The organism is Salinibacter altiplanensis (genome assembly GCF_002894645.1).
GTDB lineage: Bacteria > Bacteroidota > Rhodothermia > Rhodothermales > Salinibacteraceae > Salinibacter > Salinibacter altiplanensis.
Genome location: NZ_NCQY01000009.1, coordinates 202,317 through 216,007, shown reverse-complemented (window position 1 = coordinate 216,007; position 13,691 = coordinate 202,317). Strand labels below are relative to the sequence as shown.

The 13,691-nt window shown below is 63.5% G+C and carries 13 protein-coding genes; 8 read left to right on the top strand and 5 right to left on the bottom strand.

Annotated elements, in window-relative coordinates:
* Positions 1-86: 86 nt before the first annotated feature.
* From B7R93_RS04215 to B7R93_RS04190, 6 genes are all read left to right on the top strand, one after another.
* On the top strand, positions 87-1,007 hold the full coding sequence (locus B7R93_RS04215) for a ParA family protein (RefSeq protein ID WP_103019578.1): 921 nt from the start codon (positions 87-89) through the stop codon (positions 1,005-1,007).
* 66 nt (positions 1,008-1,073) lie between these two features.
* Positions 1,074-2,054 carry a ParB/RepB/Spo0J family partition protein gene (locus B7R93_RS04210; RefSeq protein WP_103019577.1) on the top strand — a complete coding sequence of 327 codons (981 nt, stop codon included), beginning with the start codon at positions 1,074-1,076 and terminating at the stop codon, positions 2,052-2,054.
* A 142-nt stretch (positions 2,055-2,196) separates the two neighbouring features.
* A complete protein-coding gene (locus tag B7R93_RS04205) occupies positions 2,197-2,868 on the top strand; it encodes a DUF5683 domain-containing protein (protein WP_232798001.1) in 672 nt (223 codons plus the stop codon).
* A gap of 327 nt (positions 2,869-3,195) precedes the next feature.
* Entirely contained in the window at positions 3,196-4,524 is a 1,329-nt protein-coding gene (locus B7R93_RS04200) for an aminotransferase class I/II-fold pyridoxal phosphate-dependent enzyme (RefSeq protein ID WP_103019576.1), read from the top strand.
* 113 nt (positions 4,525-4,637) lie between these two features.
* Positions 4,638-5,807 carry a hypothetical protein gene (locus B7R93_RS04195; protein WP_103019575.1) on the top strand — a complete coding sequence of 390 codons (1,170 nt, stop codon included), beginning with the start codon at positions 4,638-4,640 and terminating at the stop codon, positions 5,805-5,807.
* A gap of 55 nt (positions 5,808-5,862) precedes the next feature.
* Positions 5,863-6,561, top strand: coding sequence for an HAD family hydrolase (locus B7R93_RS04190; protein ID WP_103019574.1), 699 nt, complete (start codon positions 5,863-5,865; stop codon positions 6,559-6,561).
* Positions 6,562-6,564: 3 nt separating this feature from the next.
* Here the strand turns inward: B7R93_RS04190 and B7R93_RS04185 are convergent, their stop codons facing one another.
* From B7R93_RS04185 to B7R93_RS04165, 5 genes are all read right to left on the bottom strand, one after another.
* Positions 6,565-7,197 (bottom strand): rhomboid family intramembrane serine protease, encoded by a 633-nt coding sequence (locus tag B7R93_RS04185; protein WP_103019573.1) that lies wholly within the window; start codon positions 7,195-7,197, stop codon positions 6,565-6,567.
* 97 nt (positions 7,198-7,294) lie between these two features.
* On the bottom strand, positions 7,295-8,002 hold the full coding sequence (gene purQ / locus B7R93_RS04180; protein ID WP_103019572.1) for a phosphoribosylformylglycinamidine synthase subunit PurQ: 708 nt from the start codon (positions 8,000-8,002) through the stop codon (positions 7,295-7,297).
* A gap of 173 nt (positions 8,003-8,175) precedes the next feature.
* On the bottom strand, positions 8,176-9,711 hold the full coding sequence (locus B7R93_RS04175; protein ID WP_103019571.1) for an acyl-CoA dehydrogenase family protein: 1,536 nt from the start codon (positions 9,709-9,711) through the stop codon (positions 8,176-8,178).
* 319 nt (positions 9,712-10,030) lie between these two features.
* Positions 10,031-10,534 carry a single-stranded DNA-binding protein gene (locus tag B7R93_RS04170; protein ID WP_103019570.1) on the bottom strand — a complete coding sequence of 168 codons (504 nt, stop codon included), beginning with the start codon at positions 10,532-10,534 and terminating at the stop codon, positions 10,031-10,033.
* 566 nt (positions 10,535-11,100) lie between these two features.
* The gene (locus tag B7R93_RS04165) at positions 11,101-11,916 is read right to left on the bottom strand and encodes an alpha/beta fold hydrolase (RefSeq protein ID WP_103019569.1); all 816 of its coding nucleotides are present in this window, start codon (positions 11,914-11,916) and stop codon (positions 11,101-11,103) included.
* A gap of 507 nt (positions 11,917-12,423) precedes the next feature.
* On the opposite strand from B7R93_RS04165, the gene B7R93_RS04160 reads away from it, so the two are divergent.
* Together B7R93_RS04160 and B7R93_RS04155 are read left to right on the top strand one after the other, a co-directional pair.
* Positions 12,424-12,729: a YtxH domain-containing protein gene (locus B7R93_RS04160; RefSeq protein WP_232798000.1), complete on the top strand. Its 306-nt coding sequence runs from the start codon at positions 12,424-12,426 to the stop codon at positions 12,727-12,729.
* Positions 12,730-12,793: 64 nt separating this feature from the next.
* The gene (locus tag B7R93_RS04155; protein ID WP_103019567.1) at positions 12,794-13,618 is read left to right on the top strand and encodes a YaaA family protein; all 825 of its coding nucleotides are present in this window, start codon (positions 12,794-12,796) and stop codon (positions 13,616-13,618) included.
* Positions 13,619-13,691: the final 73 nt, after the last annotated feature.

Here is a 13,691-nt window from a genome sequence, read left to right as displayed (position 1 = left end):
GGTGCCTACCGCCCGGTGGAGACCCTGGCCAAGCCCCTGTCCGCACGAATTTCCTTTGCGAGCGAGACCGTCTTCGGTAGTCTATTATGGGAAAAGTTGTCGCGATCGCGAACCAGAAGGGCGGGGTGGGCAAGACGACCACCGCAATCAATCTTGCCGCTTCCCTGGCGGCGACGGAGCATCCCACCCTCCTGTTGGACATCGACCCGCAGGCCAATTGCACCTCCGGCATCGGCATCGCGTCCGACGAGGTAGACAGCTCCATCTACGAGGTGCTCATCGGCGAGGTCGATGCGTCCGACGCGGTGATGAGTACGGCGATGCCCTTCCTCGACATGATGCCGAGTCACATCAACCTTGTGGGGGCCGAGGTCGAAATCATTGATGAGACCCAGCGCGAGAAGCTGCTGAGTGCCGCCCTGCCCCGCATCCGGCGCAAGTACGACTTCATCGTCATCGACTGCCCGCCCTCACTGGGGCTGCTTACGCTCAACTCGCTCACCGCCTCGGATTCGGTTCTCATTCCGGTGCAGGCCGAGTACTTTGCGCTGGAAGGGCTGGGGCAGTTGCTGAACACGATCAAAATTGTTCGCCAGCACCTAAACCCGGACCTGGACATTGAGGGCGTGCTCATGACCATGTTTGACACGCGCCTCCGTCTGTCGAACCAGGTGGCCGACGAGGTGCGCCGGTACTTCGGCGAGCGGGTCTTCGAGACCATTGTGAAACGCAACGTGCGCCTCTCGGAGGCCCCCAGCTTTGGGAAGCCGGCCCTGTTGTACGAGGCCTCCAGCACGGGGGCGCAGAACTACATGGCCCTTGCCCGTGAGATTCTGGCCAACAACGAGGAACACCTTGGCTCCGCACAGGGCACAGGCGGGCGGGGCGAGGCGGAACCCATCGAGACGCCGCCTGCCGACGATCAGGAAACCTTGTCGGACGCGATCGGGGCGTCGTCCGACGCGGAGGAGGATGCCGCAACCCCGGCCGACGAGTTTTCCATGTAGTCCTGTACGCTGCAATCGCCGTCCCCGCCTGCTTCGTTTCCCTTTTTCGTCGATCCCCGGTTCCGCATGGGCAAGAAATCAGCACTCGGCAAAGGCCTCAGCGCGCTCCTGCCCGAAGAGCAGGATGAGCAGGCGTCGGAGGACGGCGGACACGACACCGATGAGGCGCCGGAGGAGCAAAATCAGCTGTACCAGTTTGAGGACGGGACCCGCCTGCTCGGGCGTGTCGCGGAGGTGGCGGTGGAGCGCATCCGGCCCAACCCGTACCAGCCGCGGCAGGAGTTTGCGGAGGAGGCGCTCGATGAATTGGCGGCGTCCATCGAGCAGATCGGCATTATCCAGCCCATTACGGTGCGGGCGCTGGGGGACGGCGAGTTCGAAATTATCTCTGGCGAACGGCGCCTGCGGGCCGCCCGGCGGACGGGCATGGAGCACCTGCCGGCCTTCATCCGGGAGGCCGACTCGGAAGAAATGCTCGAGATGGCCCTCGTTGAGAATGTCCAGCGCGAGGAGTTGAATCCCATCGAGATCGCCCTTGGCTACCAGCGCCTCGTTGAGGAGTGCGACCTGACCCAGGAGGAGGTGGCCGAGCGGGTGAGCAAGAGCCGAGCAACGGTCTCCAACTTCCTTCGTTTGCTTCGCCTTCCGCCCCGCATCCAGGCCGCCCTGCGAGACAAACAGGTGAGCATGGGCCATGCCCGCGCCCTCATCGCGATGGACGACGACGAGGCGCAGGTGGCACTGCTCGAAGAAACCATCGCGGACGACCTGTCGGTGCGCGAGGTGGAGCGCCGGGCCCGCCAATGGCACGCGGACACCGACGAGGACGAGTCGGTGGAGACGGCGCCCTCCGAAGAGGCCCCGATTTCCGAGACGACGCCCGGCCGCGATGACCTCCAGTTTGAGGAGCTCTGCAACCGGCTTCGCTCCCAATTTAGCACGCAGGTGCAGATTCAACACAGAAAAGACGGGGAGGGAAAGATCGAAATTTCCTACTACTCGGAGGAAGACCTGAATCGTCTCGTGGAGCTGCTGGCGGACGCATAACCCGCCCTACGCAACGGGACTGAGGGCGCCGGGGCGTTGGGGGCGGGAGGACGCGTCCCTCCACGAAAGACCTCATCATTTCCGGTTGATCGTCGCCCAGGTACCCGTGATCCAACTGCGCCGTATCGGGGTTTGCTTGGGGGTGTGTGCCCTGCTTTGGGGCGGCGGCCTGAGCATGGACACGGCCTCTGCGCAGCCGGACAGCGTGCGTGCCTCGATTCTGGAGGAGCAGGGATTTCCCCCGGACCACTCCCCTCGCGGGGCCCTCTGGCGAGCGGCTGCCGTGCCCGGATGGGGACAATTCTACAATCGTCAGTATTACAAACTGCCGTTCGCGTACGCGGGCCTGGCGGGCGGCGGCTACGCCATCTACACCCTGACCCAGCGCTATCGTCTGTTCCGGGACGCCAATCTTTACGTAATCGGGCGAAACCGGGCCGAAGAAAATGGCGGGAGAAATCCATACGAGCAGTTGAAGTCGGAGTACGACGAGGCCGTCGTGCGGCTGGGGGGGAACCCGGAGACCAGCAATGTTGGAGGGCGTCAACTCCGAGACGAGCGCGACCAGTATCGGCGCTGGCGCGACCTCTCCATTCTGGGAACGGGTCTGTTCTACGCGCTCACCATCCTGGACGCGTACGTCAGTGCGCACCTGCTGAGCTTTGACGTGGGAGGCGTTGCGCTTGAGGTGCGTCCGAGTGGGGGGGAGCCGGTGCTGGCCGGACGGCACAAGAGCTTCGATCGTGCACTTGGCGAAACGTCTTCCTGGAATTTTAACGGCATCGGGATCCGTCTCCACATGCGGTTTCGATGACAATGGAGACGACGCCTGCACTGGGCAAGATGTAAAACTGCCCCAAAATATTGCCTGGAGGATGGGGTGGAAGCCCTTCGATGCCGGAAATTGGTGAAACCCCTGCGTCAAAAACCGTACTGGTGGGGCGCATTTAGCCAACATCCGAATTTGAGAGTCGTGGCACACCAGAAACGGGGGAAGGATCCAGGGCCGCGTGTTACTTTTGTTCAGAACGGCGCGGCAACCCTTGGATGCAAAAAGATCGTGCTTAGTCGCGGGCACCCACGAACGCGCGGCATACTTTCGTCCTTCGCGTCCTGAACTACGCACTGCGTTCCCGCCTTTATGACGACCCCCGATCGCCCCCCCCGCCAGTCTACCCGGTCCGACGAGTCCGAACAGGAGGTGTCCTCCCAAGAAGGGTCTTCCGAGGAAGAGCCCTCCCTGTTTGAGAAGTGTCATCGCTTCTTCGACCCCTCGGGCGACTACGCCAAGTTGAAGCAGGCGGACCTGTACCCGTACTTCCGGCCCATTGAGGAGAGCGAAGGCTCCCGGGCCGTCATGAACGGAGATGAACTCGTGATGGCAGGGTCGAACAACTACCTCGGGCTCACCGCGGACCCTCGTGTGAAGGAGGCGGCGCAAGAGGCGACGGCCACGTACGGCACTGGCTGTACGGGCAGTCGCTTCCTGAACGGCACGCTCGACCTGCACCTGGAGCTGGAGGAGCGGCTGGCCAACTTCATGGGGAAAGAGAAGGCTGTGCTGTTCTCCACCGGCTACATGACAAACGAAGGCGTGTTGGAGGCCGTGGCCGGGCGCGGAGACATTATCTTCTCCGACAAGGACAACCACGCCTGTATCAATGCCGGGGCGCAGAAAAGCCTTGCGGAGACCAAGCGGTACCGCCACAACGACTTTGATCACCTCCGGAAAATGCTCGAGCGGACCCATGAGGAGCGCCCGGACGCGGGCAAGCTCATTGCCACCGACGGCGTCTTCTCCATGAGTGGCAAAATTGCACGGGTGCCCGCCCTGCTCGACCTCGCAGACGAGTTCGACGCGGCCCTTATGCTCGATGACGCCCACGCGATCGGGGTTGTGGGCGAGGGCGGGCGCGGGTCGGCCTCCACGTTTGGCCGCAAGGACGACGTGCACCTCATCACGGGCACCTTTTCGAAGAGCTTTGCCTCCATTGGAGGATTCTGCGTGGGGGACCGTGACGTGATCGAGTACATCCGTCACGAGGCGTCCACCCACGTCTTCAGCGCGTCGATGCCGCCGTCTACCGTGGCCACCGTCCTGAAGTCCCTGGAGATTCTCCAGAACGAGCCGGAGCGGCTCGACCGGCTGCACGAGATCTCGGACTACATGCGCGACGGATTTCGCAACCTGGGCTTCGACGTGTGGGAGAGTGAGACGCCAATCATTCCCGTCGTCATTGGCGACATGGAGCTGTGCTTCCGCTTCTGGCGAGAGCTGATCGACGAGGGGGTCTTCGTCAACGCCGTGGTGCCGCCCGCCGTGCCGAAGGGACAGGCGCTCATGCGCACTTCCTACATGGCCACGCACTCCGACGAGGAACTGGACGAAATTCTCGACGCCTTCTACAGGGTAGGCACAAAGATGGGGGTGATCGGAACGAACGGGCACGACGTGTCGGTGAGCGCGTAGTCGTTCCCGAACAGCGTCCCCATTCGGTTCGTACCGACGCCGTCGTTGTCCGACCTTCGCCGGAGAGGGGCGGCGTTTCCGCGTGGCTTTCCACAGCACCCCGCTCGCTTTGCATGCCGGCTTCCACCTCCGCCGTGACCGTCCGCCCCGTCGAGGGGCGGCGCGCCCGAACACGGTTCATCGATGTCCCCTACGACTTCTATCCGGGGCGCTACCCGCAGTGGGTGCCGCCGCTGCGCCGCGACGTGAAAGACACGCTCGACCCGTCCGCCAATGCCTTCTTCGAACACGGCGACATGCAGCTGTTCCTGGCTGAGGACGCCTCCGGCACCGTCGTCGGGCGCATTGCGGGCATCGTCAACGGCATGCACCTCGACAAGCACGAAGACGCGACTGGCTTCTTCGGCTTCTTCGAGTGCGTAGAGGACTACGCCGTGGCCGAGGCGCTCCTCGACGCCGCTGCCGACTGGCTCCGCGGGCAGGGCCTTCGTCGCATGCGCGGGCCGGCCAACCCGTCGCTCAACGATACGGCCGGGCTGCTGGTGGATGGGTTTGACCGGCGGCCGTCGGTCCTCATGCCCTACAATCCCCCGTACCACGAGGCCTTTCTGGAGCGCTACGGCCTCACGCGCGCAATGACAATGTGGGCGTACTACCTCCACAAGAAGTACGCGGAGTACGAACGGCTGCAGCGCGGCGTGGAGCTTGTCAAACGACGCACGCCGGGCCTCTCCCTACGCACGCTCGACATGGACCGTCTCGAGGAGGAGGTCCGCACCGTCCGCGACATCTACAACGACGCGTGGTCCGACAACTGGGGCTTCGTGCCCATGACAGAGGGGGAGCTTCAGCAGCTCGCCGACGAGCTGAAGCAGATCGTCGACCCCGAGATCGTGTTCTTCGTGGAGCATGAGGGCACCCCCGTGGGCTTCTCAGTGGCGCTCCCGGACGTGAATCAGGCGCTGCAGCACGTCCCGGACGGCCGCCTCTTTCCGTACGGCGTACCGTCCGGCCTCACGACGCTGTTTCTCCACATGCAGTACGGCGTCCACAAGTGTCGCATGCCCCTCATGGGCGTCCGGAAGGACTATCAGGGGAAGGGACTGGACAGCATGCTCGTCCTCGCCACCATCGAAAACGGACCGGCGAATGGCTACCCGGCCTGTGAGATGAGCTGGGTGCTCGACACGAACGATCGCCTCAAAAATCATGTCGAGTCGCTGGGGGGCGTCGTCGATAAGGAATACGCAATGTTCGAGGCGGCCCTTTCCGAAACCGGCTGAGGACACGACCGGTCGCCCCCCGCCGACGCCCGCCCCCTCACATCCCTCCCTCGCGATGGACCCCGAATTCGTCTACTTCGATCTCGACGACACCCTGCTCGACCACCAAAAGGCCGAGCGGGAGGCCCTGGCTGACACGCGGACCCGCTACTCGGCCCTCTTCGGGGCCCTCTCGGTGGACGAGCTGCAGGAGACCTACCACGCCATCAATACGCCGCTTTGGCGCCGCTACGCCGACGGAACGATCGGCAAGCAGGCGGTGCAGCAGCAGCGGTTCGAGGGACTGCTGGAGGCCGTGGATGCCCCCCACGCCGACGCAACCCTCGTCGCCCGGTACTACATACAGCGCTACGCCGAGCACTGGGCCTTCATTCCGGGGGCACAGGAGGCCTTCTTGGCCGTCGCCGATCGCTATCCGGTGGGCGTGATCACCAACGGCTTCGCGGAGGTGCAGGAGAAGAAGTTCGACCAGTTTCCCCAGCTCCGCGAGCGGACCGAGGCCCTCGTGATTTGTGAGGACGTTGGGGTCCTGAAGCCCGACCCGGAGATTTTCGACCATGCCACCGAGAGGGCAGGCGTCCCCCACGAGGACGTGCTCTACGTGGGCGACTCGTACCGGTCCGACGTGGAGGGCGCTCAGCCGGTGGGATGGCGCGTGGCCTGGTACGCCCGGAACGGCACCAACGGACGGTCGACGAACGAGCGAAGCTTCGCCTTCTCGGACTGGGCCGAGCTGCACGACCGGTTGTGCTGAGGGCTACCCGAGAAGCTGCCGAAACGACTCCAGGAAGACCTGCACCGAGCGTGGTTCGAGCAGGACCGTGAGCACGACCCCGGCGAGGGCCCCGCCCACGTGTGCCTCGTGGGCGATCCAGTCCCCCACGCCGCCCTGTGGACCGTCACGGCCCATCGCGTAGACCGACCCGAACACGTACCCGAAGGCGAAGAGAATGGCCGGAATGGGCAGTGCGAAAAACAAGTACAGGTTGCGAAGCGGAAAGAACACGCAGAACGCAAACACGACCCCACTGATTGCGCCCGATGCCCCGACCGCCGAATACTGGGGGTCCCCGCGGTGGGCGGCGAACGTGAGGGCATGGGCGGCCAGCTCGGACCCGAGGTAGAGCAGCAGAAACGCCCCAACCCCCAGAATCCCCTCCAGCAGCGGCCCAAAGAAGTAGAACGTGATCATGTTGAAGGCCAGGTGCGTCCCGCTGGCATGCACAAATCCGGCCGTGAGAAACCGGTAGAACTCACGGTGCGCCCGGATGCGGTGGGGCCGGAACGACAGCTCACGAAGGAGGGACGGATCGGTAAAGGCGTAGAGGCTCACGCCGAGGTTGGACACGAGCAGCGCGAGCGTGATGGGGGCTCCGAGAAGACGCTCCATTCGAATGCGGGGCGGGGACGGGGAAGCGAGAGATGGAGGGCCGGGACGACGTGCTGCTCTCCCCCGAAGAGAAGACTCGCGTGCTTACGGCCCATTCTTACGCCGCGACGGTGGAGACGTGGGCGAGGAGCGACTCGAAGATGAGCCGGCCATCGTCGCCCCCGAGGAGCGATTCCACACAGCGCTCCGGGTGGGGCATCAGGCCACACACGTTGCCCGCCTCGTTCACGAGGCCGGCGATGCCGCGGGCCGAGCCGTTTGGATTGGCGTCGTCGGTCACCTCTCCGTCCGCCGTGGAATAGCGAAAGAGCACCTGGTCGTGGGCCTCGATGCGGGCGAGCACGTCTTCGTCGGCGTAGTACCGGCCTTCGCCGTGAGAGATGGGAATCGTCACGACCTGGTCCTCCGTCAGGCCGTTCGTAAAGGGCGTGTCGGCGTTTTCGACCCGGAGCGGGGTGTCCTTGCAGACGAAGCGGAGCGACTCGTTGCGCATGAGGGTGCCTGGGAGCAGGCCCGCCTCGCAGAGAACCTGGAAGCCGTTGCAGATGCCAAACACAAGCCCACCCTCCTCGGCGAACCGCACCACGTCCTGCATGACGGGGGAGAAGCGAGCAACGGCCCCGGACCGCAGATAGTCCCCGTACGAGAACCCGCCCGGCACGATCACCACGTCCACGTCTCCGATCGACTCTTCTTCGTGCCAGATGAACCGAGTCTCCTGGTCGAAGACGTGATGGGCAGCGTGGTACGCGTCGTGGTCGCAGTTCGACCCCGGAAAAACGACAACACCGAAGCGGGCAGGCATGGAAAGCGGAGAAGGGGGAGACAGAATAGCGGGAGGACTTTGCGGGACGCCTTTCGTGCCGCGCGTTTCGCGCAGTCCATCATTCGTTCGCGCACACGCAGTGCGCAGCGTGCAATTCTGAGCGGCAGGAGGCAACAGTGCACGGGGATGAGCGATCGTTGTCAAGATCCCCCCTACGCTTCTACGTAGTCGAGCCACGCGCTTCCGTCCACGTAGTCGTCGATCACGGACGGCGTATTCGTGCGCCCGTACGAGGCGAGCAGGCGCTCGACCTTCTCCTGGAACGACTGTAGGCAGTTGGAGATCAGGTCGCTTCGAAAGCCCCGGTCGCCGAGCTCGATGACCATCTCCATCGTTATGACGCGCCCGAGAACGCGCCCCAGGTCTACGAGCTTGCGCTGGGAGAGCGACTGATCGACCTCAAAGTCGAGCGCGTCGGAGACGTAGTCGGTGGCACGGGCCGTCAGGTCGTGATCCTCCAAGAACGAGCAGAGGTTGCGCTCCTTTGCCTGGCGCATGGACTTGAGAATCGCCTCCGAAATCTGTTGGTAGAGGACATCGTTCGAGCCCTCGAAGATCTGGAATGGGCGGCTGTCGACCACCGAGCGGCCGGCCACATGGTCGAGCCGGTAGCCCTTGCCCCCGGTCAGTTGCAGGAGCGACTGCGCAGCGTTCTGCATGAGGTCCGTCACCACCGTCTTGGTGGCGTTGGCCGAGAGGGCGTCGCCGGCAAGGTTGTTGTCGGTGTGAGCGTGTTCGCTGGTGTGGAGGCACATGGCCGAGCATGCCGTGTAGGCGGCCTGGATGTCTGCAACACGGCGCTGCACCTGGTTGTACTCGAGCAGTGGCTTGCCGCCCACGACGCGCTCCTTGCAGTGCCCCAGGGCCTCGTCGAGGATGCGTTGGAGGAATCCCATGCCCATTCCGGGAAACTCAATCCGGCTCCGGTGCAGGGTGTCGAGCATCATCTTGATGCCTGTGCTCTCGGGCTGCAGACGATGCTGTGCGGGCACCTGAATGTCCACGTGATTGCGCCCGTATGGAATCATGTAGAGCCCGAGGTTCTCGTAGAGCTCCTCGACCTCAATCATCTGCTCGGGCTGATTCATGTCGGCAACGAAGAAGTCGATGTCGCGCCCCAGGTCGCCGTCGGCCCCCTGGTGCCGGGCGGTCACGAGCCAGAAGTCGGCCCAGCCCGTGAGGCCGGCCCAGTGCTTCGTGCCCCGCAGGCGATAGTCCCCGTCCTCGGTCTCCGTGTAGGAGGTCTCCATGCTGAGGGCATCGGTCCCGTAGTCGGGCTCCGTGATCATGAGCCCCCCCAAATTCTTCTCCTCGATGAAGCGCTCAAAGATCGGAGGCTTGATGGATTCGGCGCCGTACTTGGTGAGGGGCTGAAGAAACAGGGCGCCGTTGATGCCCAGTGTGAGGGAAAGGGCAAGCGACTCGTACGAGGCCGTCGCGAGAATGGACTGGCACTCGTGGACGTGGCCGCCCCGTCCCCCGTACTCTTCGGGAATGAAGACCGAGAGTGGGGTCATCGACTGGACCTCCCGCATCATGAACGGAGGAAGGCCCCGCTGCGTGCTGACTGCGTCGAAGTCACCGCGTACCCGGAAAACCTTGTGGAGCTTCTTCTGAAAGGCGTCCCGGAAGGTCTCAAATTCGACGGAGGTCCCGAGGTCTTTGGACAGGTAAGAGGCGATGCTCATTTTGTGCTGGGGGTCTCAAGGAGACAGTGAGCCCAAGTCGGGGCTGTAACGGAATGATATCGGTGGATTACCACGTTACCACAACGAGCACACAGCATCAAAGATCGACTGCGCAGGAGGGATCTGCAAACGAAGCTGCAACAAATCGTCAAAAACGAGACTGAGGAGAGCGAGCGAAGCGCCGCGGGCATGCCGCCACGGCACCCCAAGGAAGAGAACGGAGCCCGGTAGAAATGCGAAAAGGAGGAAGGCCGAGGTGCTTCCGGCCTCCCTCCTCTCGGGGAGATCAGATGGAGCTGTACAGACAGAGGCGAATGGTTCAGAACGGGAGATCGTCGTCCGGCTCGAACGTGTCGTCGTCCTCTCCCGAAGACGCCTGTTGATCCGGCTGTGGACCGGAGGGGCTGGCGGGTTGTTCCTGACGAGTCTGGTCCAGCGCCTCGTCCTCTCGGGTCTGGTCAAAGCCGTCCATGTCCGCCCCGCCTTGTCGGTTGCTGTCGAGGAACATCATTTCCTGGGCCTTCACCTCTGTCGAGTAGCGCGTGTTGTTGTCGCGGTCTTCCCAGGAGCGGGTCTGGAGCTTCCCTTCGAAGTAGACCTGCGACCCCTTGCTGAGGTACTCGTTGCAGATTTCTCCAAGCCGTCCCCACGCCACTACGTCGTGCCACTCGGTGTTCTGTACCTCATTGCCGTCGCTGTCGGTGTAGGTTTCGTTCGTCGCAAGCGACATGTTGCAGACCGCCGTCCCGCTGCCGGTGTACCGAAGTTCGGGGTCGTCCCCGAGGTTGCCAATGAGAGTAGCTTTGTTGACTCCGCGTGCCATGATGACCACCTAGCCGTGTTGTTCGAAGATCGATGAGCGCCCAAGCCTGCCTTGCGGTGCTGTTCTGTGGCCCCTATACGACGAGCCGCGACAAGTGTCCCGGAGTGCCGTTGTGACGCAGGCGAGCGGCAAAGAAAGAGCGCGGGCCTCAGTTCGTTCCGTAGACACACGAGCAGCCCGGAGCATAACTTCTGAGCCAAAGGATCCAAACGGTTTGGGCAGGAGGTTTGGCAGGTTGAGGCAGGGGGGCGAGAGGAAACGCGAAGGGAGGGCCTGGGCAGTCCCCCGCGCATTCCCGAAACAAAATTCTCGCACCAAAAAAGCCGGGCAGATGCGCTCACCCAAAGACGCATCTGCCCGGCAAGGATGGAGGCCTCCTGGGGACTGTGAGGTCCCAGGCACAACGTGACCGCGCACGCGACCGACGTTGCATGACAGATGACGCGCAATGTGTGTGCCAGACAGGGACTGGCTGGCCATCCTGCGGGTGAGCGCCGCATGCGCAGGGCGGCAGCGTACGCTCCTTGACACAACTGTCCGTCCGATTGGACAGGGGACGCGGGCTGTTACTGCCCGGACGGGGACGTGACCTGAGTCTCCTCGGCAAGCTCTCCCAAGAACCCAAGGGTGAGCGTGTTGAACGTGTCCGGGTGCTCAATCATTGGGGCGTGCCCACACTCGTCGATGAACTCAAGGCGGGCATCTGGCATCCGGTTCCGAAACTCCTCGCCCACTTCGGGCGGGGTAACGATGTCGTCGTGGCCCCACACCAACAGAGACGGCATGTCGAGCTGCGGGAGCTGCTCCGTGACGGTTTCCTCATCGGCCGAGCGGGCGATTTTGAGCAGCCGAAGGGCCCGCGGCCGGTCGTTTACGATTTCGAGCATTTCGTCGACCAGGTCCTCGGTCGCGTGGGCCGGGTCGTAGAACGTCATCTCCGTGCGCTCCTTGATAAATTCGCGGTCCTGACGCCGGAAGAACGATGAGCCCATCGTGGTCTCGTAGATGCCGGAGGATCCGGAGAGCACCATGGCGTGGACCTTCTCCACGTGCTTCAGCGCGTAGAGGAGCGCGACGTGTCCCCCGAGAGAGTTGCCCACGAGGATGACACTGTCGAGATCGAGGGTGTCCACGAAGTCCTGGACGTGTGTCGTGAGGCGCGGCACGCCCGTTTCCGACAGGGGAAAGTCGTACACCGGAAGGACGGGGGCGAACACCCGGTGGCCGTTGTCCGAGAGGGCCTCCACGGTGTCGACCCAGTTGCTCAGATCCCCTAGCATGCCGTGAAGGAGAACGACTGGCGGGAGGGGAGAGTCGGAGGGGCCCTCCGCGTTGTACCGAAAAGAACCCGTTTCGTAGATGGGGAAGGGGGTTTCGTGCATACGTCGTAGACTCGTCGTCAATGAGGACGGGGCAGTTCGGGGCCGCGTCGAGCATCGTTCCCGGCGGCAGAACGCCCGGAACGATGCTTCAGCCCCAGCGAGGGGCGACGCGTACGACCTGCGGAAACCCATCACAGAGGCGGACGGGGAGGGCCCAGCCCGGTCGGTGGGGAACGGCAAGATCGGCAGACGCGCGCAGGCAAAGGCCGTGTAGATTCCCAATCACGTGTTGCAAGAAACGCACGAGGCCAGTAACATTCAAAGTCCTGAACCCAAAGGGGTTCGTTCCGCTCCCCGGTCTGCCCCCGGGTCGAAACAGTGAGCGCGACGAAGATTTGGGGAAGAGGCGCGTTTGGGCCAGCGGATCCACGGCAGCTACACAGCCCCGATCGGGCCCTGCCTGACAGAAACTGAATCCTCGCTGTGCGGTACCATCCGAACAACCTCCCCTACACCATTTCTCGTCCAGCACACCGATTGTTCATGAAAGAGACGTCACGGAAACGCATGACTCGAATTGGGGTGTGCAGTGCACTGGCTGGGGGAGCCGTCGGGTTTGCCCTGGGAATGTTGTTCGCCCCGCAGCGCGGCCCCGATGCGCGCCGCCGTGTCGCGTACCAGCTCGAACGGTTGTCGGTCCAGACGGGAATGCTGTTCCGTCGACTCCTCCGATCCGGGGGAGAGAGCGAGGGGCGTCGCAACAGCGACGCTGTCGTGGAGGACGCAGAAACCCGAGCCGACCACATCCGCGACGACATTGACGCGCTGATGGAAGAGCTCCGCCAGGCGTCACAGGCCGACGACATGGACTGAATGCCGTCTCGCGTCGAAGCCCCGCTCCCTTTCCGTCGCCACCGACTGACCGACCGACCCCTACATGCCAGATTTGACCGTCCTGCTCTCCCCCGCCGACCAAAAGCAGCCCGGTGGGAATCCGTTTGCCCCGGACATGTTCGACTATCGCACGTCGGGGACATTCAACTACTTCGACGCCCTAAACCCCGACCGGCGCCAATTGATCGACACCCTGCAGACGGTGGTCGACGACAAAGACGATGAGGCACTCGGGGAGGTGTTCGGGGTGGAGGGCTACGAGCTCCAAGAGGCCACCCGCGTGAACGAAGAAATTTACGATGCCCCACTCATGTCGGCACTCGACCGGTTCAGCCCGGGCGTGATGTACGCTGCCATGGACTTTGCGAACCTTCCGACCGGGGCCCAGCGTCGCCTTCTCGAAAACGGGGTCATCCTGTCCGGCCTGTTCGGGCTTCTGCGTCCCGACGACCTGATTCCGAACTACCAGCTGGGCATGGAGGCCTCCCTGCCGGACATCGGATCGGTGGCCGACTACTGGCGGCCCATCATCAGCCCCATGCTGAACGACAGCCTTGAGGACCGGTGGGTGTGGGACCTGCTCCCGGAGGTGCACCGGAAGGCGTGGACCGACGAGCATCGGTACACGGCCCGCGTGGAGGTGCAGTTCGAGCGCGTCGAAGATGGGGAGCGCGTTCCCATTACCGGAGAAGATCTGGAGGTGCAGCGCGGCCAGTTCGTGAACTTCGTTGTGCAGGAGACGGCCGAGGAAATGGAGGACCTTCGGGAATGGTCGGAGGAAGAGTCCGACGAGCTCACGTTCGATGAGGAGGCCTCCTCCTACGACGAGGATACGAAAACCTGGAGGATCGTCATGGTACAAGAGTAGCCCGCACTGCCCGCGGGTCCCACCGAGATCCTGCTCTGTCTCGCCAATTGTTCGCGCATGTCCATCCCTCGTG

What these genes read in the sequence shown, in the direction of transcription:
- B7R93_RS04175 (WP_103019571.1), bottom strand. Translation starts at nt 9,711, where the DNA reads ATGAGCATCGCCTCTTACCTGTCCAAAGACCTCGGGACCTCCGTCGAA.
- B7R93_RS04215 (WP_103019578.1), top strand. Translation starts at nt 87, where the DNA reads ATGGGAAAAGTTGTCGCGATCGCGAACCAGAAGGGCGGGGTGGGCAAG.
- B7R93_RS04210 (WP_103019577.1), top strand. Translation starts at nt 1,074, where the DNA reads ATGGGCAAGAAATCAGCACTCGGCAAAGGCCTCAGCGCGCTCCTGCCC.
- B7R93_RS04160 (WP_232798000.1), top strand. Translation starts at nt 12,424, where the DNA reads ATGACTCGAATTGGGGTGTGCAGTGCACTGGCTGGGGGAGCCGTCGGG.
- B7R93_RS04200 (WP_103019576.1), top strand. Translation starts at nt 3,196, where the DNA reads ATGACGACCCCCGATCGCCCCCCCCGCCAGTCTACCCGGTCCGACGAG.
- B7R93_RS04170 (WP_103019570.1), bottom strand. Translation starts at nt 10,534, where the DNA reads ATGGCACGCGGAGTCAACAAAGCTACTCTCATTGGCAACCTCGGGGAC.
- B7R93_RS04155 (WP_103019567.1), top strand. Translation starts at nt 12,794, where the DNA reads ATGCCAGATTTGACCGTCCTGCTCTCCCCCGCCGACCAAAAGCAGCCC.
- B7R93_RS04165 (WP_103019569.1), bottom strand. Translation starts at nt 11,916, where the DNA reads ATGCACGAAACCCCCTTCCCCATCTACGAAACGGGTTCTTTTCGGTAC.
- B7R93_RS04195 (WP_103019575.1), top strand. Translation starts at nt 4,638, where the DNA reads ATGCCGGCTTCCACCTCCGCCGTGACCGTCCGCCCCGTCGAGGGGCGG.
- purQ (WP_103019572.1), bottom strand. Translation starts at nt 8,002, where the DNA reads ATGCCTGCCCGCTTCGGTGTTGTCGTTTTTCCGGGGTCGAACTGCGAC.
- B7R93_RS04185 (WP_103019573.1), bottom strand. Translation starts at nt 7,197, where the DNA reads ATGGAGCGTCTTCTCGGAGCCCCCATCACGCTCGCGCTGCTCGTGTCC.
- B7R93_RS04190 (WP_103019574.1), top strand. Translation starts at nt 5,863, where the DNA reads ATGGACCCCGAATTCGTCTACTTCGATCTCGACGACACCCTGCTCGAC.